The sequence below is a fragment of the Shinella yambaruensis genome, assembly GCF_050859155.1.
Classification (GTDB): domain Bacteria; phylum Pseudomonadota; class Alphaproteobacteria; order Rhizobiales; family Rhizobiaceae; genus Shinella; species Shinella yambaruensis.
The window spans coordinates 3,394,237-3,414,485 of record NZ_CP150638.1 but is presented as its reverse complement, the minus strand read 5'-3'; the positions used below and the strand labels follow the sequence as shown (position 1 = coordinate 3,414,485).

The 20,249-nt window shown below is 64.7% G+C and carries 17 protein-coding genes; 4 read left to right on the top strand and 13 right to left on the bottom strand.

The genetic code is table 11. The annotated features are described in order from the left end of the window. The first annotated feature begins 219 nt into the window (after positions 1–219). A complete protein-coding gene (gene galU / locus WMC41_RS16795) occupies positions 220–1,107 on the top strand; it encodes a UTP--glucose-1-phosphate uridylyltransferase GalU (protein WP_244768286.1) in 888 nt (295 codons plus the stop codon). Between the two features lie 3 nt (positions 1,108–1,110). On the opposite strand, the gene WMC41_RS16790 is transcribed toward galU, so the two are convergent. Then, positions 1,111–2,607 carry an outer membrane beta-barrel protein gene (locus tag WMC41_RS16790; RefSeq protein WP_432344947.1) on the bottom strand — a complete coding sequence of 499 codons (1,497 nt, stop codon included), beginning with the start codon at positions 2,605–2,607 and terminating at the stop codon, positions 1,111–1,113. 146 nt (positions 2,608–2,753) lie between these two features. On the opposite strand from WMC41_RS16790, the gene WMC41_RS16785 reads away from it, so the two are divergent. Then, the gene (locus WMC41_RS16785) at positions 2,754–3,749 is read left to right on the top strand and encodes a KpsF/GutQ family sugar-phosphate isomerase (RefSeq protein WP_432344944.1); all 996 of its coding nucleotides are present in this window, start codon (positions 2,754–2,756) and stop codon (positions 3,747–3,749) included. 162 nt (positions 3,750–3,911) lie between these two features. On the opposite strand, the gene WMC41_RS16780 is transcribed toward WMC41_RS16785, so the two are convergent. The 10 genes from WMC41_RS16780 to WMC41_RS16735 all read right to left on the bottom strand — a co-directional run bounded on the left by WMC41_RS16780 (position 3,912) and on the right by WMC41_RS16735 (position 15,780). After that, positions 3,912–4,370: an NfeD family protein gene (locus WMC41_RS16780; RefSeq protein ID WP_244768289.1), complete on the bottom strand. Its 459-nt coding sequence runs from the start codon at positions 4,368–4,370 to the stop codon at positions 3,912–3,914. A gap of 2 nt (positions 4,371–4,372) precedes the next feature. Continuing rightward, positions 4,373–5,413 (bottom strand): SPFH domain-containing protein, encoded by a 1,041-nt coding sequence (locus tag WMC41_RS16775; protein WP_432348367.1) that lies wholly within the window; start codon positions 5,411–5,413, stop codon positions 4,373–4,375. Positions 5,414–5,516: 103 nt separating this feature from the next. Then, a complete protein-coding gene (gene hemH / locus WMC41_RS16770) occupies positions 5,517–6,548 on the bottom strand; it encodes a ferrochelatase (RefSeq protein ID WP_432344941.1) in 1,032 nt (343 codons plus the stop codon). Between the two features lie 196 nt (positions 6,549–6,744). Continuing rightward, positions 6,745–8,685 (bottom strand): 5'-nucleotidase C-terminal domain-containing protein, encoded by a 1,941-nt coding sequence (locus WMC41_RS16765; protein ID WP_432344939.1) that lies wholly within the window; start codon positions 8,683–8,685, stop codon positions 6,745–6,747. 205 nt (positions 8,686–8,890) lie between these two features. Beyond that, positions 8,891–9,262, bottom strand: coding sequence for an outer membrane lipoprotein Omp10 (omp10, locus tag WMC41_RS16760; protein ID WP_272806477.1), 372 nt, complete (start codon positions 9,260–9,262; stop codon positions 8,891–8,893). A gap of 273 nt (positions 9,263–9,535) precedes the next feature. Then, a complete protein-coding gene (locus tag WMC41_RS16755) occupies positions 9,536–10,987 on the bottom strand; it encodes a homospermidine synthase (RefSeq protein WP_244768293.1) in 1,452 nt (483 codons plus the stop codon). A gap of 133 nt (positions 10,988–11,120) precedes the next feature. Next, a complete protein-coding gene (locus tag WMC41_RS16750) occupies positions 11,121–12,014 on the bottom strand; it encodes a heme-dependent oxidative N-demethylase family protein (protein ID WP_432344936.1) in 894 nt (297 codons plus the stop codon). Next, a complete protein-coding gene (locus WMC41_RS16745; RefSeq protein WP_432344934.1) occupies positions 12,011–12,769 on the bottom strand; it encodes an aminotransferase class IV family protein in 759 nt (252 codons plus the stop codon). Before WMC41_RS16745 ends, WMC41_RS16750 begins: the two co-directional genes overlap by 4 nt. Continuing rightward, a complete protein-coding gene (locus WMC41_RS16740) occupies positions 12,754–13,911 on the bottom strand; it encodes an aminodeoxychorismate synthase component I (RefSeq protein ID WP_432344932.1) in 1,158 nt (385 codons plus the stop codon). Before WMC41_RS16740 ends, WMC41_RS16745 begins: the two co-directional genes overlap by 16 nt. 21 nt (positions 13,912–13,932) lie before the next feature. Continuing rightward, positions 13,933–15,780: a M3 family oligoendopeptidase gene (locus WMC41_RS16735; protein WP_432344930.1), complete on the bottom strand. Its 1,848-nt coding sequence runs from the start codon at positions 15,778–15,780 to the stop codon at positions 13,933–13,935. A gap of 166 nt (positions 15,781–15,946) precedes the next feature. Between WMC41_RS16735 and WMC41_RS16730 the strand changes: the two genes are divergently transcribed. Further along, the gene (locus tag WMC41_RS16730; RefSeq protein ID WP_272806471.1) at positions 15,947–17,476 is read left to right on the top strand and encodes a sigma-54-dependent transcriptional regulator; all 1,530 of its coding nucleotides are present in this window, start codon (positions 15,947–15,949) and stop codon (positions 17,474–17,476) included. Positions 17,477–17,651: 175 nt separating this feature from the next. Then, a complete protein-coding gene (locus WMC41_RS16725) occupies positions 17,652–19,445 on the top strand; it encodes a DUF882 domain-containing protein (RefSeq protein WP_432344926.1) in 1,794 nt (597 codons plus the stop codon). Positions 19,446–19,571: 126 nt separating this feature from the next. On the opposite strand, the gene WMC41_RS16720 is transcribed toward WMC41_RS16725, so the two are convergent. Next, complete coding sequence (locus WMC41_RS16720) at positions 19,572–19,835, bottom strand: DUF2312 domain-containing protein (RefSeq protein ID WP_064331154.1); 264 nt, start codon at positions 19,833–19,835, stop codon at positions 19,572–19,574. 98 nt (positions 19,836–19,933) lie between these two features. Next, positions 19,934–20,239, bottom strand: coding sequence for a DUF1244 domain-containing protein (locus WMC41_RS16715; RefSeq protein WP_244768299.1), 306 nt, complete (start codon positions 20,237–20,239; stop codon positions 19,934–19,936). Positions 20,240–20,249: the final 10 nt, after the last annotated feature.

The window sequence follows — 20,249 nt, the reverse complement described above, 5'->3', positions numbered from 1 at the left end:
CAGCTGTCGTGTCCGTTTCTCAAATTTCGGTACGATGGCGTGGAACCACCGGCTGAACGCAAAACTTATAAAAACGAAGTCAACAAATTCTTTACCATCAAACTTTTGCCCCGTCTTCCTTCGCAAAAAAGTCTTCCTTTGCAAAAAAAATAGCAATTGGCTTCTATTCCGGCACACATACGGCCCGGCCATGAGGGCGACGGGCGCAACGAGGTGAATATGTCGCAGGCACGCAAGGTTCGCAAAGCAGTCTTCCCAGTGGCCGGTCTCGGCACCCGCTTCCTCCCGGCCACAAAGGCCGTGCCGAAGGAAATGCTGACCGTCGTGGACAAGCCCGTCATCCAGTATGTGGTGGACGAGGCGCTGGACGCCGGCATCGAGCACCTGATCTTCGTGACGGGCCGGTCCAAGGCGGTCATCGAGGACTATTTCGACATTCAGGTCGAGCTGGAGCAGACGCTGCGCCAGCGCAACAAGACCGCGGAGCTGACGCTGCTCGAAAGCATCCTGCCGGTCGCCGGCTCGACGAGCTTCACCCGCCAGCAGGAGCCGCTCGGCCTCGGCCATGCCGTCTGGTGCGCCCGCGAGCTGGTCGGCAACGAACCCTTCGCGCTGCTTCTGCCAGACATGATCATGAAGGCGGAAAAGGGCTGCATGAAGGGCATGGTGGAGCTTTTCGAGCACAGCGGCGCCAACATCGTCGCCGTCGAAGAATGCGCGCCCGACCAGGCGCACAAATACGGTATCGTCGGCGTCGGCGAGACGATCGGCGAGGGGTTTGCCATCACCAAAATGGTCGAGAAGCCGGCGCCGGGCACCGCGCCGTCCAACTTCTTCATCAACGGCCGCTATATCCTCCAGCCGGAAATCTTCCCGATCCTCTCCACGCAGGAGCGCGGCGCCGGCAACGAGATCCAGCTCACCGACGCCATGGTAAAACTTGCGGGCAGCCAGAAATTCGCCGCCTACCACTTCCGCGGCGAGACCTACGACTGCGGCGCCAAGGACGGCTTCATCCTCGCCAACATCGCCTTCGCGCTGGCCCGGGCGGATATCCGCCCGACCGTCGAAGGGCCGCTGAAGGAACTCGTCGCCAAGCTGAAATAAGGTTCAGCGGCGCAGGACGAGACCGATGCCGGCGCGCGTGATGCCGGTGTCGGTGCCGCGCGACGGGCGGGTCAGCTCGTAGGAGACGTCGCCGGTCAGGGCGAGCCAGCGGTTGAGGTCCCAGGTAAGGCCCGTGCCGACACGGTAGACATTCTGGTCGGCGCCGCTGGAAGAGGGGAAATCCCGCCAAGTATAGGCGCCGCTCAGCCGGGCGACGAGGTTTTCGCGCAGCTCATGCGTCAGTTCGGCGGTGGTCGCGTAGTCGACGTAGCCGCTTTGCCCGGCGGTGGTCGACGGTTCGATCTGCGTGCCGAGGCCGAGCCGGAGCTCCGTGCCGCGCTGCGGTGACCAGGTGACCGAACCGTCGAGCGTCAGGGCCGCGATCGATTTCAGGCGGCTGTCGTCGAAGGCGGCCCGCTTGTAGCCCATGCCGAGATCGCCGCGCAGCTTTTCGCCAAGATCGATCTCCACGCCGGCGCGGCCGCCCAGCGTCGAGCTCGAGCGCTCGTAACCGAGCGAATCGCGCTTCTCGTCATAGATCGAACGGGCGATGGAGGCCTCGAGATAGGGGATCAGCGCCGGCGACAGCTCGAAGCCGATGCGCCCCGTCAGGGTGCCTTCCGTGAAGTTGCGGTCGGAAAGGCGCAGTTTCGTGCCGTTGGCGAGCTTTGCCGAGCCGTAGGCCTCGCGCTCGATTTCGGCGCCGATCGTGCCGCGGATCGCGCCGAAATCGCGCTGGACGCGCGCGCCGGCGGTAAAGCCGTGCACGCCCGACTGGGCGCTCGCGCCGTCGACGGCGTTGGGATCGCTGGAATCCTCGCGCTCGAAACTGTAGCCGGCGGTGAGATTGGCGATCGTGTCGTCGCTGAGGTCGAGGCGCAGGTCGCTGTTGATGCGTGCCTGCGGCTCCGTCTCTCCCGTGCCGCTGATATTGCGCTGGTAGATGCCCTCGGCGTCGATGGTCAGCTGGTGGCGCGACCAGTCGGATGTCAGCACGCCGCGAAAGCCGGTCTGGGAATAGGTGCGGCTCGTTGTGCCGCCGGATTTCGTGCGTTCGTACCCGAGGCTCTGGGTGATCGAGGGCCTGAGCACGAATGTGCCGACGCGGATGCCGGTCGGCTGGTAGGGGTCGCCGAAATCGCTTCTTGCCGCTTCGGTGCTGCCTTCGCGCAGGTTCAGCCGCTCGCCTTCGCGTTCGGTACGGCGGATGGCCGCGTTGCCGTCCACGGCCTCGGAGAGCGCCTCGGCCTGGTCGCCGGTGAGGGCGGGCCCGGTCGACGCCGTCGTTTCGGTTCCGGGCAGCGTCGCGTCGGCAGCGTACCCGGTGTTGCGGACGAGAGGGTCGAGCGGCTCCTGGAATGTCGGCGTCTCGTTCGTCGTCCGCTGCTGGGCGAAGGCGGGTGCGGCGGCAAGCACCGTGCCGGCAAGCAGAAGATTGGCCAGATGCCATGACAGGCGGGGCAGCCTTGCCCCGCGATCCCTTGCCTTTTCTTCTGCCATGACTGCGGCCCGCGAACCTTTCGATTTCCTAAGCGAACGTAAACCGTTGTGGTTAACGCTTGGTTGCCGGCCGCAAAGTCACTCGCCGTAACAATCTGCGTTCTTTCGTGCATGGACAGAGGAATGCAAAAGCGCTAACGAGGCGCATGATCAAAAGACAGGCAAAAGTTGACAGTGCCGGCGCCATCACCTCGGCGATCCGCACCGTTGAAACGGAAATGGCCGGCCTTACCGCCCTCTCCGCGGCGCTCGAGGGACGGCTCTTCGACGCGTTTTGCGAGGCTGTCCGCCTTATCGGCGATATCAGCGGCCGCGTCATCGTGACCGGCATCGGCAAGTCGGGACATATCGGTGCGAAGATCGCTGCGACCTTCGCCTCCACCGGCACCCCGTCCTTCTTCGTGCACCCCGTGGAGGCCAATCACGGCGATCTCGGCATGATCGGCCGCGACGACGTGATCCTTGCCATGTCCTGGAGCGGCGAAAGCGCCGAACTGCAGGGCATCATCAACTATTCCCGCCGCTTCTCCATTCCGCTGATCGCCATCACCTCCGGCGAGCGCTCGGCCCTTGCCCGCGAGGCGGATACCGTGCTGCTGCTGCCGAAGGAGCAGGAAGCCTGCCCGCATGGCCTTGCGCCCACCACCTCCACGCTGATGCAGCTTGCCCTCGGCGATGCGCTCGCGGTTGCGCTGCTGGAAGCGCGCGGTTTCACCGCCACCGACTTCAAGACCTTCCATCCCGGCGGCAAGCTGGGTGCCAGCCTTTCGCATGTCGGCGATATCATGCACAGCGGCGAGAACATGCCGCTCGTCGCGCTCGGCACGTCGATGCCGGATGCCGTCCTGCTCTTGTCGCAGAAGCGCTATGGCTGTGTCGGCGTCGTCAATGACGAAGGAATTCTCGTCGGCATCGTCACGGACGGCGACATCGCGCGCAACCTGTCGCGCAACCTTGCCGAACTCACCGTCGACGAAATCATGACGCGGGCGCCCAAGACGGTGAAGCCGACGACGCTGGCGACCGCCGCGCTCGGCCTGCTCAATCAGTACAACATTTCCGCGCTGATCGTCACCGACGAGACCTTCCGCCCCGTCGGCGTCGTGCATTTCCACGATCTGCTGCGCATCGGCGTGGCCTGATCCGCGCATTCCACGGCTCATAGCAAAACCCCGCATTTCTTCGAGATGCGGGGTTTTGATGCATAGCATTTCCGCTTTTCCGCGAATCGCGAAAACGCTCTCACTTTTTATTTTAACGCAATTCCGGATGCAAAACCGCTTCGCACTTTTGCTGGAACTGCTTTAGACGGCCTCGACGATCAGATCGCGGCCGTTGCTGGCCGTGACGCGCACACGCGCGCCGACCGGCAGGTCCGGTCCCTGCACGCTCCACATCGTATCATCGAGGCGGATGCGGCCGCGGCCCTCGCTGATTGGCTGCTCCAGCGTCGCGGTACGGCCGACGAGGCTCTGGCCGCGCTGGTTGAGATGCGGCTGGTCGGAGGCCGGGCCACGCGCGCTGACGATGCGGCGGCCGATCACCACGGCGACCAGGGAAAGCACCGCGAAGAGCAGCCATTGCACATGCCAGGTCCAGAATGCCGATTCCCACAGCAGCAGCGAGAGGGCGCCGGTGACGATCGCCGCGATGCCGATCCAGACGAGGAAGACGCCGGGCATCAGCACTTCGAGGATGAGGAGCACGATGCCGAGCACCCACCAGGCCCAGGGGCCGAGTTCCGTGACGATGCGCTGGATCATGCTCAGCTTCCCTGCGGCGGGGTTTCGAACGGGTTGCGGAAGGCCGGCGTCGAGGCGGTCGTGGTGGTGGTCGTCGTGGCAGGCGTCGACTGACGCGTGCGGGGCGTGCTCGCCAGCTGCGCGCCGCCGCCATTGCCGAAGACCTCCCTGGCGATCGCGCCGATGCCGCCGAGCGAACCGATGAGCGACGAAGCCTCCATCGGCATCAGCACGATCTTCGAGTTCGGCGCCTTGCCGATCGCGGCCATGGCCTCGGTATATTTCTGCGCGACGAAGTAGTTGATCGCCTGCACGTCACCCGCCGCGATGGCCTCCGAGACCATCTTCGTCGCCTTGGCTTCGGCCTCGGCAAGGCGTTCGCGTGCCTCGGCGTCGCGGAAGGCGGCTTCGCGCTGGCCCTCGGCCTCGAGGATGGCGGACTGCTTGGCGCCTTCCGCGCGCAGGATCTGTGCGTTGCGTGACCCCTCCGCTTCCAGCACCTGCGCACGCTTTTCGCGCTCGGCCTTCATCTGCCGCGCCATGGAATCGACGAGGTCCTTCGGCGGCGCGATGTCCTTGATCTCGACGCGTGTGATCTTCACGCCCCAGGGATTGGCCGCCTCGTCGACGACACGCAGCAGCTGATCGTTGATCTTGTCGCGGTTGGAGAGTAGTTCGTCGAGGTCCATCGAGCCCATGACCGAGCGGATGTTGGTCATGGTGAGGTTGATGATGGCGTGTTCGAGATTGGCGACCTGATAGGCGGCCTGGGCGGGGTTCAGCACCTGGTAGAAGGCGACGGCATCGGAGGCGACGCTGGCATTGTCGCGGGTGATGACCTCCTGGGTCGGGATGTCGAGCACCTGCTCCATCACGTTCATCTTCGCGCCGATGCGGTCGATGAAGGGGATGATGAGGTTGAGGCCGGGGTCCAGCGTGCGCGTGTAGCGGCCGAAGCGTTCCACCGTGTACTGATACCCCTGCGGGATCGTCTTGATCCCGGCAAAGAGGATCAGGATGACCAGCACAACGAGGGCGATGACGACGATATCCAGTCCGGCCAGATCCATAGTTCTTCTCTCCATCAGACAATGCGGCGCGGCGCCACTTTAAGGAATACGGCCCGCGACGCCAGTCTATTTGGACGAAGGCAAGATTTATCCGGGATCAGACCCAGCCGGAAAGCTCCCGGCGCACGACCTTTTCGAGCACCGCCATGCCCTCGGGCGAATCGTTGAGACAGGGGATGTGCGCGAATTTCTCGCCGCCATTGTGCAGGAAGCTCTCGGCCGCCTGCTCGGCGATCTCCTCCAGCGTCTCCAGGCAGTCGGAGACGAAGCCGGGATTGACGACGGCGATGCGCTTGATGCCCTCCTGTGCCAGCTTTTCCACGGTCTTGTCCGTGTAGGGCTGGAGCCATTCCTCCGGCCCGAAGCGGGACTGGAAGGTGACGACGAGCTTTTCCTTCGACCAGCCGAGCCGTTCGCGCAAGAGCCGCGCCGTTTTCTGGCACTGGCAATAATAGGGGTCGCCCTTGTCGAAATAGCTTTTGGGAATGCCGTGGAAGGAGGTGAGCACCCGCTCCGGCTCCCAGTCGAGCGTCGCCAGGTGCTTTTCGATCGAGACGGCGAGCGCGTCGATATAGACCGGGTCGTCGTGATAGGGTGGCACGGTGCGCAGGGCCGGCTGCCAGCGCATCTTCAGGAGCGCCTCGAAGGCCTTGTCGTTGACGGTCGCCGTGGTCGCCGCTGCATATTGCGGATAGAGCGGGAAGACGAGGACGCGTTCGCAGCCGGCCTTCTGCAGGTATTCCATGCGCGAGGCGATGGAGGGCTGGCCGTAGCGCATCGCCCAGTCGATGACGACGTCCGGATGATCGGAGAAGGACTGCGCCATCAGCTCGGCCTGGCTGCGCGTATAGGTGCGCAGGAAGCTCTCGTTCTTCTCCTTGTTCCAGATCGTGTCATAGGCCTTGCCGACCTTGCCGGGGCGGGTGTTGAGCACGATGCCGAAAAGGATCGGGTACCAGGCGATCCGCGGCCATTCGATGACGCGCTTGTCGGTCAGGAATTCCTTGAGATAGCGGCGCATCGAGGTGTAGTCGGTGCCGTCGGGGGTGCCGAGATTGACCAGCAGCACACCGACCTTGCCGTTCTTGACGGGCGCGTGGTCGGCGGGCTTGGCGGCGATGTCCTGCATGGTGCGGTCCTCAGCGTGCGGGGTGTCGTTCATTACTTTGCGGCTTTGTCTTCTTGCAGGTTCGGACGCAAGGCCGCGATGCACGTTCGCGACAATTGCTCCGTGCGGCGGACGCCGGTTGGCTCAGAATCGTTCTAAAAAGAAATGCCGGCCCGGAAAAGCCCGGACCGGCAGAAATAGTGGAGACAAATTGTCCTTATTTGGTCGGGATGGACAGCTCCGTGCCGACATGCAGGGCCCGCGGCCGCGGATTGCCGTTGGCTTCCGCGATCTTGCGCCACAGCGTGCCGTCGCCATAGGCGGCCTTGGCGATATCCCAAAGCGTATCCCCGCGGACGATGACATGCGTGCCGCCGGCCGTGACCGTCGCGGTTTCGGTCGTCGTGGTCGTGGCGGCGGTGCCAGTCGCGGCCTCGCCGGAGGTTGCCGTGTCTTCCGCCGACTTGGCGGCCGTATCCGTCGCGGGCGCCGTCTCGCTCGTGCCGGTCCCAGTCCCGGTCTCGGTGGTTGCCGGGGTCTCGACGACCGTGGCATCGGCAACTTCCGTGATGCGGCCATCCGTATAGGGCTGGTAGGGGCGGTGCGCGGCAAGATAGTCGGCGACGACCAGCTCAAGGTTCGGGCCGAAGTCGTAGGCGTTCATGCCGGCCGTGGCGAAGACCGAGTAACCGTCACCGCCGGCGCGCATGTAGTTGTTCGAGGCGATGCCGTAGGTCTTGGCCGGGTCGAGCGGCACGAAGGCGTCACCCTCCTTCACTTCGACCGAGACGACGCGGCTGCCGGCCGGCTTCGACTTGTCGAAGGAATATTTCATGCCGGAGACCTGCGGGAAGCGGCCGGCGCCTTCCTCGATCTGGCCGAGGCCGTTTTCGAGGGCGGCGACGAGATCCGAACCCTTGAGCTGGAAGGTCGCGACCGTGTTCTGGAAGGGCAGCACCGACAGCACCTCGCCCATGGAGACCGGGCCGCCGTCGATGGAGGCGCGCAGGCCCCCACCATTGGTGATGGCGATCGTCATGCCCTGGCTCTTCGTGCGGTCGAGGATCGCGTCGGCCACCAGGTTGCCCATGGCGCATTCGGCGGCGCGGCAAACCTCGCGCGAGCCGTCGATCGGTGCGGCGCTCTCGGCGACGATCTTGTTCTTCAGCTCCTCGATCGGGCCGCCGAGCTCCTTGATGCGGGCGAGCACGGCCTCGTCGGGCTTGATGGAGGAATCGATCAGCACCGGCTCGCCGGAGGATTCCTTCACGACGCCCGCATCGTCGAACACGACCTTGAGATTGCCGAGATACTTGGAATAGGCCGCAGCCTGCACGACGGGCACCTTGTAGCCGCCGGGATTGTCGACCAGCGTCGGATAGGGGCCTTCCGCCTTGTCCGAGGTGTTGGAGAGGAACGTGTTCGTATGGCCGCCGACCACCACGTCCACGTCGGGGATCTTGGCGATGGCCGCAAGGTCGCGCGGGTAACCGACATGGGTCAGCGCGATGATCTTGTTGACGCCCTCTTTCTTCAGCTCGCCGATGGCCGCCGTGATGTCGGCGACGTCATCGCCGATCAGGACATTCGGGCCGGGCGAGGAGAGTTCAGCCGTGTCGTTCGCCACCGCCCCGACGATGCCGATCTTCTGGCCACCCTGGTCGAGCACGATGAAGGGTTTTATGCGGTCGCCGATCTTCGAGCTTGCGCTGGCGACGACGTTCGCGGTGACGACCGGGAACGCGACCTTGTCGAGGAAGGTGGCGAGGCCATCCTCGCTGTCGTCGAATTCATGGTTGCCGACGGTCATGGCGTCGAACTTCATGAGGTTGAGGAACTCGGCCTCCACGGCGCCCTTGTAGGTGGTGTAGAAGAGCGAGCCCTGGAAATTGTCGCCGGCATTGAGCAGCAGCACGTTCTTGCCGGCCAGCGCCTGGCGCTGGGTGTCGATCGCGGTCTTCAGGCGTGCCACGCCGCCGAAGCACTCGCCCTTGCCTTCCTCTTCGGCCGAGCAGGTCGAATCGAACTTGTTGATCGCCTCGATGCGCGAATGCAGGTCATTGATATGCAGGATGTTCAGCTCGTAATCGGCAAGCGCCGAGCCGCTGGAGAGCGCGATGATGGAGGCGGCCAGGAGGCCGGATCGGAAAAACGTCATGGTCCTCTTCTCCTTGTTTGCCCGCGACGGCGCGGGAGGGCTGTCCGCTTCGCGGGGAGGCGCGAGACATGACAGCCGGCCGGCGGATGTTTTCACCGGTCGCGGGCGAGTTCAAGCGAAAAGACGAAGGGCCGAAGGCCATGCATGTTTATGCGCTGAAACGAAAAAAGGGCCTTGCGGCCCTTTCCGTCGGCAGCGCTTGCGCTCAGGCGCGGCGGGCGAGCGAGAACTGCGCCCCTTCGGCGGTCGTGCAGTTGAGCTGGCGCTGGCTGACCAGCGCGCAATTGACCTTGGACTGGGTGTTGCGCACCAGCGAGGTCATGTTGATCTCGACCAGCGTCGGCGAGGTGTTGATATAGGTGCCCGAGGCAAGGAGCTGGTTCGTGTCGGTCGTGCGCGTCGTGAACGTGCCGCCCTGGAAGGTGGAGACGATGCCGTTCGGGTCCACCCAGGCGCCCTCGACACCCTGCGGCACGGGGCGCTGCGCCACCGGCAAATCGCGCGGCGCGCGCTCGGACTGGCACGAGGCAAGCGCGACGGCGGCGGTCAGCAGGCTGAGGACTGTGATCGGCTTCATATGGGTCTCCCAGGGTCACGGCGGCGCGAACCACCCGTCCAATTCGGCGAACCATGCCGCGAAGAGGCGTCGAAAGCAAGACGCGCCGCCGGGGCAAGGGGCATTATCCCATTGAAAGCGTTTCAGACCCACTGGCAAGTCCGCCAAACCTCTCCTGCGTCATGCCCGGCCTTGAGCCGGGGATGACGACGGCGGGCGGGGCGAGGGTCGTCATCAAATCGAGACGCCCGCGGCCTGGCCGCGGGCGTCGTGCATTTCAGTTCAAAGGCCGGTTCAGCGGACCAGGATGTTCTTGAACTGCCACGGATCCTTCGTGTCGAGGTCTTCCGGGAAGAGGCCCGGGCGGCCGTCGAGCGGGGTCCAGTCGGTATAGTGGCCTTCCACCGGGCCGAGATAGGGCGTCTGCACTTCCAGGCACCGCTTGTAGTCGACCTCGTCGGCTTCCACGATGCCGGCCTTCGGGTTTTCCAGCGCCCAGACCATGCCGGCGAGCACGGCCGAGGTCACCTGCAGGCCGGTGGCGTTCTGGTAGGGCGCGAGGCGGCGGGTTTCGTCCAGCGAAAGGCGCGAGCCGTACCAGTACGCGTTCTTGTCGTGGCCGTAGAGCAGCACGCCGAGTTCGTCGACGCCGTCGACCAGTTCGTTCTCGTCGAGAACGTGCAGCACCGGCTGCTGGTGGCCGCCATTGCCGAACATCTCGTGCAGCGAGAGCACGGCGTCGTTGGCCGGGTGATAGGCATAGTGGCAGGTCGGGCGGTAGGTGACGTGGCCGTCCTTGTCGCGCACCGTGAAGAAGTCGGCGATCGAGATCGACTCGTTGTGGGTGACGAGGAAGCCGTATTGCGGGCCGGGCGTCGGGCACCAGGAGCGCACGCGCGTGTTGGCGCCGGGCTGCTCCAGGTAGATCGCGGCCTTGCAGCCCTTCTTGTGCTTCTTGGCGTTCTTCGGCATCCAGTTCTCGTGGGTGCCCCAGCCGAGTTCGGCCGGCTGCAGGCCTTCCGAGATGAAGCCCTCGACCGACCAGGTGTTCCAGAAGGTGTTGAACGGCTTCGGGTTCCTGGTGCGCTGGGTATCGCGTTCGGCGATGTGCACGCCCTTGACGCCGACCTTCTTCATCAGCTTGGCCCAGCCTTCGCGGTCGTCCTGCGCGGGTTCCTCGAACTTGATGCCGAGGTCCCTGGCAAGGTTCAGCAGCGCCTGCTTGACGAACCAGGAGACCATGCCGGGATTGGCGCCGCAGGTGGAAACGGCCGTCGTGCCGCCGGGGTGCTTTTCCTTCTCCTTGCGGATGGTTTCGCGCAGCGCATAGTTGGTGCGGTCGGCGTTCTTCATGCCCTTGTCGAAGTAGAAGCCGAGCCAGGGCTCGACGACGGTGTCGATATAGAGCACGTCGAGCTTGCGGCAGAGCTTGATGAGGTCGAGCGAGCCGGTATCGACGGAGAGATTGACGCAGAAGCCCTGGCCGTCGCCTTCCGTGAGCAGCGGCTTCAGGAGCTCCTTGTAGTTCTCCTTGGTGACGTGCGCCTTGATGTGACGCACGCCGTGGCGGGCGTAGATTTCCGTGTCGGCGGCGTCTTCGCGCGGCTCGATGACGATCAGCCGGTTCCGGTCATACTTGAAGTGGCGCTCGATCAGCGGCAGCGTGCCGCGCCCGATGGAGCCGAAACCGATCATCACGATCGGGCCGGTGATCTCGCCATAAACCGGATAGGTGCTGTCTGCCATTTGGTTCTCCTGCGGACGGCCGCTTTTGCTGTAAAATCAGGGTCTCGACGGGCCCCATAGCATAATATGGCAGCGCTAGAGCACAGTTTTCTGTCACAATAAAGGGTGGCTGCGGTTTTCCGTCGTGATATTCTTAACCGGCCGCAACCGCCCGCAATTCCGCCACCAGCGCCGCCCTTTTCGTGGCAAGCCCCTTGTAGGTCGCCTGCGGCAGGTTCAGCGCTTCGAGCTGGTCGGCGAAGACGGTCGCGATCCTCCGCGCCTCGGGCAGCGTGCGCAGCGCCGCGAGCGGATCGGTGTAGATGCGGATGGTGAAGAGGATGTCGCCGGAGACCGGCAGCTTGCGCAGGGTCTGGCGCTCGACGCGGGTGAAGGTGGTCTCCAGTGACAGCGCGTGCCCCTCGGGCAGGGCGCCATGTGCCTTGGACGCGGGGTAGTGCAGGTCGGCATCCGGGTTGATCGACCAGTTGAAGCGGAAGACCGGTTGCTCGACCTTGAGATTGTCGAACATGCGGTTGATCAGGAGGGCATTGCGCGTGCCCTCGCCGAAATCCGGCACGGGCGCGTGGATATCCTCCATCCGCCGGCCGAACTTTTCCGGCAGCGACCAGGAGGAGGGGAACGCGACGTATCCGGCGACGAGCCGCCAGCCGCTGTCGTCGCGGCGCATCAGCACGAGGTCGTCCTGCACCAGCCCGCCGGCGGTGACGAGCGGGGCGCCGGCGGTGTCGAGGTGGACGGTGCGCGTGCCGGCGACGATCGTTGATCCTTCACGGCGATAGAAGGACGGATGCTGGGCCGTGATGTGTCCTGCGAGGAGTTCGAGAACTTCCCGCTGCGCTTCGCGCGTCCCGGCCTCTTCCACGAAGACGATGTCGGGACAGTCAGCGATCAGCCGATCCTTTTCGAGAAGGTAGCACTCCAGGTCGCCGTCCGGCTCGATCCAGCGAGCGGGATCGAGCGGGCCGAGGCCGATGGTGAAGAGGCGGGCGGAGCCGTCATAGGGCGTATAGACCGGCTGCTTCATGTCAGTTCGCCCCGGATCAGCCCGCGCAGGGAGTTGCCGACGAAGGCCGTGCCTTCGGCAAGGTCTTTCGGCCTGAGGATTTCTTCGACCGCCTTGCCCGTCCCGAGCAATTCTTCCCGCAGCACGCCCGCGAGCAGGCCCGAGGCGAGCGGCGGCGTCTTGAGGATGCCGGTGCCGTCGTCGAGGAAAAGCGAGGTGATGGTGCCTTCGCAAAGTTCGCCGCGCTCGTTGAGGAGGATCACCTCCTCCGCTTCCGTTGCGGGAACCTCGGCGCGTGCCGTGGTGTAGACCGAGCGGCGGGATGTCTTGTGGCGGAGCATCGGGTCAGCAGAGGAGAGGCGTGTGCCGGCGATCTTCAGGCGCCACCTCGCATCCGGCGCGAGAGGGGTGAAGGGGGCCATCTGTATGTCGATCCGGCCGTCCGGGAAAAGTTCGAGGCGAATGCGGAGAGGGGTGCCTTGCGGGCTACCCCCCTCTGCCCTGCCGGGCATCTCCCCCGCAAGGGGGGAGATTGGATGGAGCGGCGTTTCGCCCACCGCCAGCGCTGCATCGGAGCAAGGATCAGCCCCCCTGCCGATCTCCCCCCTTGGCAGGGCAGAGGGGGGTAGCGCAGCGAACAACGCCTGCTCCGCCCCCTCGCTTCCCGCCAATCCAAGCGCCGCCGCCGAGCGCGCGAGCCGCGCCAGATGCCGTTCCAGCCGCACGAAGCCGGCGGCGGGCTCCCAGCGCAGGGTCTCGATCAGCGAGATATCCATTGATCTCCCACCGCGAAGCGCGCCTTCAGCAGGCATTCGTCATATTCCGCCTCGGCGGTCGAATCGAAGACGATGCCGCCGCCGACATTGAAGACCGCCTCGCCGCCGTCGAAGATCGAGATCGTGCGGATCGCCACGTTGAAACGCATCGTTCCATCCGGGGCTATCAGGCCGATCGCGCCGCAATAGGCATCACGCGGGCCGTCCTCCAGGTCGTGCAGGATCTTCATGGCGCTCATCTTCGGCGCGCCGGTGATCGAGCCGCAGGGGAAGAGGGCGGCGAAGATGTCGCGGATCGAGAGGCCGGGCGTGAGTTTCGCCCGCACATGGCTCACCATCTGGTGCACGGTCGGATAGGTCTCGACGGCGAAGAGCTTCGGCACATGAAGCGTGCCCACCTCGGTGATGCGCGAGATGTCGTTGCGCAAGAGGTCGACGATCATGCGGTTTTCCGCCTGCGACTTCGGATCGGCCTGCATGGCGGCGATGATCCTTGCATCCTCCGCCGCAGTGCCGCCGCGCGGCGCGGTGCCCTTCATCGGATGCGTCTCGATCCAGCCGTCCCTGTCGACATCGAAGAAGAGTTCCGGCGAACGGGAGAGGAGGAGCGGCCCGTCGAGCGAGACGAAAGCGCCGTAGCGCACCGGCTGGCGCTCGATCAGCGACCAGAAGGCGGCGAGCGGATCCCCGGTCCAGCGGGCGCGGATCGGCATGGTGAGGTTCGCCTGGTAACAGTCGCCCTGCCTCAGATGCCGGTGCAGGCGGTCGAAGCGGTCGCGGTAGGTCTCGAAATCCCAGTCCGCTTTCGGCTCGGTCAGGAACGGTTCGTTCTCGGTGCGCTGGCGGGGTTTTGCCAGCGGGTGGCCGTCCGCCGGCTTCTCGAAAATGCCGAAGCTCATCAGCGGCGTCGGGCGGTTGTCCACCGCGAAGGGCGCGAGCTTCTCCTCGAAGAGATGGCCGGCCTCGTAGCTCATGAAGCCGGCGATCCAGTAGCCCTCCGCGTGCGCCGCCTGCAGGGCCGCGAAGGCGTGCTCGAAGCCGGCGCGCTCGCGCACGGTGACGACGGCGAGCGGATCGGCGAAAACCACCGTCCGGTCCTCACGGTCGTCCCTGAGGAGCACAAAGCGTTCGCGGTCGGTCATGCGCGGCTTCTTCTTTTAAGGTCAGGCCCTATCAAGCGCTTCCAGCTCGTCGATCAGCCCTTCGATCATCGACAGTCCCTTGCTCCAGAACGACGGATCGCTCGCATCGAGGCCAAACGGCTTCAGAAGCTCGGAATGGTGCTTGGTGCCGCCGGCCTTGAGCAGGTCGAAATATTTTTGCTGAAAGCCGGCTTCCGCCTGCTTGTAGACGGCGTAGAGCGAGTTCACCAGGCAATCGCCGAAGGCATAGGCGTAGACGTAGAAGGGCGAATGGATGAAGTGGGGAATATAGGCCCAATAGGTCTCATAGCCTTCCGAAATCCGGATCGCCGGGCCGAGGCTTTCCTCCTGCACGGAGAGCCAGAGTTCGCCGATCCGGTCGGACGTGAGTTCCCCTTCCTTGCGGGCGGTGTGCACCTTGCGCTCGAATTCGTAGAAGGCGATCTGGCGCACGACCGTGTTGATCATGTCCTCGACCTTCTGGGCGAGCATCGCCTTGCGCTCGCGCTTGTCCTTCGTCTTGTCGAGCAGGCTGCGGAAGGTCAGCATCTCGCCGAAGACGGAGGCCGTCTCGGCAAGCGTCAGCGGCGTCGACGCCATCAGCGCGCCCTGGCCGCCGGCCAGAACCTGATGCACGCCGTGCCCGAGTTCGTGCGCGAGCGTCATCACGTCGCGCGGCTTGCCCATGTAGTTGACGAGCACGTAAGGATGCGCGGAGGGCACGGTCGGATGGGCGAAGGCGCCCGGCGCCTTGCCGGGGCGCACCGGCGCGTCGATCCAGCCCTTGTCGAAGAATCTTCTGGCGATATCGGCCATTTCGGGCGCGAAGGCGCTGTAGGCGGAGAGCACCGTGTCGCGTGCCTCGTTCCACGGAATGACGGCGTCGGGTGTCTCGGGAAGGGGCGCGTTGCGATCCCAGTAGTTCATCTGCTCCATTCCGAGCCACTTCGCCTTCATCGCATAATAGCGGTGGGAGAGGCGCGGATAGGCTTCGCGCACCGCTTCCGCGAGCGCCGCGACGACTTCCGGTTCGACGCGGTTGGCAAGGTGCCGGCTGTCGGCGATGTCGGAAAAGCCGCGCCAGCGGTCGGAGATTTCCTTGTCCTTGGCCAGCGTGTTGGTGATCAGCGTGAAGGTGCGGATATTGTCCCTGAAGGTTTTCGCCAATGCCTCGGCGGCCTTGCGGCGGTCGTCCGGGTTCGGCGACTGGAGCTGGTTGAGGGCGATTTCCAGCGGAACCTCCTCGCCGTCGATCGTATAGCGGAGCGATGCCATCGTCTCGTCGAAGAGCCGGTTCCAGGCCGCAGCGCCGGTCATCGATTTTTCGAGGAAGAGCTGTTCCGTCTTGTCGTCGAGCTGGTAGGGCTTGTCCTTGCGCAGGTCCTCGATCCAGGGGCGATAATGCGCCGCAAGGGCGTCATTCACCAGCGCCGCCTCGATGCGCTCGTCCGCTATCCTGTTGAGTTCAAGCGAGAAAAACAGAAGATGCGCGCCAAGGTCGGTCAGCTTCGACTGCACGTCGCCGTAGAACTTGCCGTTGGCCGGATCGGTCGTGTTGGTGAAATAGGTGAGGCCCGCGAACGAGATGAGGCGGCCCATCACATCTTCCAGCGCCTCGAATTCGCGCACGGCCGCGCCGATGCCCTCGTCGCCGGTCTTTTCCGTCGCGGCGTCCAGCTTGCCCTTCCACTTCGCCTCGAAGGCGAGCGCGTCCGCCTCGGCCTTCTTCATGTCGCCCTGGAATTCGGGGGAGGCCTGCGAGGGGTAGAGATCTGCGAGGTTCCAGCCGGGAAGATCGCCCAGCGCGGCGGCTGCGGCGGCGTCGGCCGGCGCGAGGGCGATGCGGGGGGCTTGGAAATGTCGGGTCATCGTCTGTCTCTCTTCCAGATGGGCGGATCGGCCCCTTGCTTGCGTCGGCAATGGTTAAAATGCAAGCCTTTCTCAAAACGGCATGTTCAACCCTTTCTGCCATGGTCCCCTGGTGTTGAGTTCCCTAGGGCGTGCATGACGCGCGCCTTCAGGCAAGGAGGTTCCAGTGACGGCCCATATTCTTGTCATCGACGACGATCCTGTCCAGCGCAGGCTGTTGAAGAACATGATCGAGCGCTCCGGCCATGTCGCCCATATGGCGGAAAACGGCCGTGCGGGCCTCGATCTGCTCGATCGCAAGGGCGGCCTGATCAATGTGATCCTGCTCGACCTGATGATGCCGGAAATGAACGGCTCGGCCTTCCTTGATGCGCTCGCCGAGCGGGAGAACACCATTCCCGTCATCGTGCAGACGGGACAGGGCGGCATCGAGACGGTCGTCATGGCGATGCGCGCCGGCGCCTTCGATTTCGTGGTGAAGCCGGTCTCGCCGGAACGCCTCAACGTCGCCGTCGGCAATGCGCTGAAGATGGACCAGCGGGAAGGCCGCGGCCGGGGCGGGCGCCGCCACCGCAGCGAGGCCGTGCATTTCGACGACATCGTTTCGGCGAGCCCCGAAATGCTGCGTGTCATTGAGCTTGGCCGTCGCGCCGCCCAGTCGAACATTCCGGTGGTGCTGGAAGGCGAATCGGGCGTCGGCAAGGAAATGGTCGCGCGCGCCATCCAGGCGGCGAGCGACCGGGCGCAGAAACCCTTCGTCACCGTCAATTGCGGGGCGATCCCGCACAATCTCGTCGAAAGCATCCTGTTCGGCCATGAGAAGGGCGCCTTCACCGGCGCGACGGAGCGCCATACCGGTAAATTCATGGAGGCCGACGGCGGCACGCTGTTCCTCGACGAGATCGGCGACCTGCCGCTCGACGTGCAGGTGAAATTGTTGCGCGCGGTGCAGCAGGGCGAGATCGAGACCATTGGCGCACGGTTCCCCCAGAAGGTGAACGTCCGCCTGATCTCGGCGACCAATCGCGACCTCATCAACGAGGTGCGCGAGGGCCGCTTCCGCGAGGATCTTTATTATCGCCTCAACGTCTTCCCGGTGACGATCCCGGCGCTGCGCAAGCGCAAGGAGGATATCCCGGTTCTGGTGCGCGCTTTCGTGCAGCGCTTTGCCGGCGAGCAGAAACTCGCCCGCCCGCTTGGCGTTTCCGCCGGGGCGATGGCGTTGCTGACGGCCTATGACTGGCCGGGCAACATCCGCCAGCTCGAAAACGCCATCTTCCGCGCCGTGGTGCTTTCGGAGGGGGCGGAACTCACCGCCGCCGATTTCCCGCAGATCGCCGCGCAGGTGCCGGGCTATGGCCTTGCCGAGGACGGCGCCGTCACCTGGGAGGCGGCGAGCGTCCGCACCCCGGAACCGGCCGCGGAAAGCCGCCTGCCGAGCGTCTATCCGGATTTCCGCCCGAGCGAATCAGTCGCCGATCCGACCCCGGAAAACGCCATCGCCAGCGTCGACAAGGGCGGCCATGTGCGCAAGCTGGCCGATGTCGAAGAGGAACTGATCCGCTTCGCCTTGAAATTTTATCATGGCCAGATGAGCCAGGTTGCCCGCAAATTGGGCATCGGCCGCTCGACTCTTTATCGCAAACTGAAGGATTATGGCATCGACCCGGACGACCCGTTGAAAGAAGCTGCGTAAAAACCCTTGGAATCCCGGCCACTTGCGATTTCTCGATTGCCGTTTATTCCCTGTTAGTGGATTGTTCACTATAACGGGTGCGCGACGACGAGTGTGGCGTATTTGCCATGCTCTCACCGCAATTGGCAGTCATCTGGGATAACGGACGTTCGTTGTCCTTCGGACGGGGAAAGAGTTGGCAAATTTGTTCGCATCGATGAAGCGCCCCGGGGCATCCCTGGGCAGCCTCTGCAAGACAGTGTTGCAAAAGCTGCCCAAGGCTTTGACCACGGCTGTGCTGTCTGCCGCCCTCATCCTGCCCACGGCCATTCCCGCGACGGTCCAGGCCGAGAGCGGCAATCGCACGCTGAAGCTCTATTTCATCCACACCAAGGAAAAGGCCGAGATCACCTTCAAGCGCAACGGGCGCTATGATGCGCGCGGCCTGAAGCAGATCAACCAGTTCCTGCGCGACTGGCGCCGCAACGAGCCGACGAAGATGGATCCGCGGCTCCTCGACCTCGTGTGGGAGGTCTACCAGAAGGTCGGCGCCAAGGGCTACATCAACGTCGTTTCCGCCTATCGCTCGCCGGCAACGAACGGCATGCTGCGCTCGCGCTCCAAGGGCGTCGCCAAGAAGAGCCAGCACATGCTCGGCAAGGCGATGGACTTCTACATTCCGGGCGTCAAGCTCGCGACGCTGCGCGCCACCGCCATGAAATTCCAAGTCGGCGGCGTCGGCTACTATCCGACCTCCGGTTCGCCCTTCGTGCATCTCGACGTCGGCAGCGTGCGCGCCTGGCCGCGCATGAGCCGGCAGGAGCTCGCCCGCCTCTTCCCGGACGGCAAGACCATGCACGTTCCGACCGACGGCAAGCCGCTGCCGGGCTACCAGCAGGCGGTTGCCGACTACAAGCGCCGGGTCGGCGCAGACACGATCCAGGTGGCCGGTGGCGGCTCCACCCCGGCGGCGTCCAAGCGCAAGGGCGGGTTCCTCGCGGCCCTCTTCGGCGGCGGCGGCGACGAGGATGAAGAACCCGAAATGATCGCCAGCAGCGCCACCATCGCCGACAACTTCGATGAAGGCGGTTCGGGCGCAGGCGCGAAGGCGAAGGTCGCCGAAGAGAAGAAGCCGGTCGTCGCGGAAGCCGAGACGGAACTTGCCTTCACCGCGCCGGTGCCGGGCAGCCGCCCTGCCTTCAAGGCTGCCGAGACGAGCGAGCTTGCCCTAGTCGCGCCGACGACGAGCGGTGCGGTTGCAGCGCTCGAAGCGGCGACGGCCGAGGAGCAGAAGCCTGAATTCGAGGATCTTGCCGCCTACAAGATTCCGCTTCCTGTCCTGCTCGGTGCGCGCACCGAACCCGGCGATGCGGAGCCGGGCGCGGTCATGACGGCCGAAGCGGCCGTCGAGGATGCGGAAGAACTGGCCATGGTTCCGGTGCCGGGCCTGCGCCCCGAGGTCTCGCTTGACCAGACGCAGACCGCGCTGATGGCCGCTGCGGAAGCCGACGTCGCGCTGCCGACGGCTGCGGACCGCACCGGCCTTGCCGCGCTTGCCGATCCGACGACGGACGGCACTGTCGGCAATCCGGTCGAAATGGCGGCGCTCGTCTCCACCAATGCCGGCGGCACGCGTTCGCTGGCGGGGCTCGATGCCTTCGACGGCAAGCCGGCGGAAGAATCGACCTCCAAGGGCGGGCGCCCGAAGAAGAAGGATGCCGATGCGGCGAGCCGCGGTGCCATCCGCACCGAGCCGAAGCTGACGCAGAAGATCATCTCGCAATGGGCGTTGACCCAGGGCCGTGTCGCGACGCTCTCGAAGCCCGTCAAGGCGCCGCGCTTCGTCAGCCGCACGCTGCGCGCCGCGCCGACGACCGTCTACATGGCCGGCTTCCAGCCGGAGGGCCATGCGTCGGTCGATGCCGGCCGCTTCAGCGGAACCGCCGTCAACTTCATGGAAGTGCGCAAGTTCCAGAGCGCCGAGAACTGAGATTTGGGTTCATTCCTAAAAAAACCCGCCGGAGTGATCCGGCGGGTTTTTTGTCTTCTGACCTTGCCTCCCCTCCGTCGTCATCCTCGGGCTTGACCCGAGCATGACGAAAGCGAGGGAAGCGCATCACGCGTCCGGCGGCAGCTCGACCATGCCGAGGGCCTGGAGATAGGTGTCGAGGATGGCCTCCTGCTCCATGCGCTCGTCCTTGTCCTGCTTGCGGATCTGGATGACCTTGCGCAGGATCTTGGTGTCGAAGCCGACGCCCTTGGCCTCGCCATAGACGTCCTTGATGTCGTCGGCGATGGTTTTCTTTTCTTCCTCGAGGCGTTCGATCCGCTCGATGAACGCGCGAAGCTGGTCGCGGGCGACGCCGTGGGCATCCGACATGGTCTTCTCCTTGGATGGGATAAAATTCGAAGGCCGTGACTTGCCGCGAACTTCCGGCAAGATCAAGGCCTGTCCCGCCATTTTCACGGGGGTAAGGCTCATTCCTTCGGGCGGTTCACCTCGAAGGCCGCCTTCTGCGCCTCGCTCGCCTCGCGCTGATGGCGCGCGCGCCATTCCTCATAGGGCATGCCGTAGACGATCTCGCGGGAGGCCTCCTTGTCGAGCGGCACGCCTGCCGCGTTCGCCGCCTCGCGATACCAGTTCGACAGGCAGTTGCGGCAGAAGCCGGCAAGGTTCATCAGGTCGATGTTCTGCACGTCGCTGCGCTCGCGAAGATGCTCGAGGAGGCGCCGGAAGGCCGCCGCCTCGAACTCGGTCTGCTGTTCCTTGGTCAGCTCGGTCATCGTCTTGGCC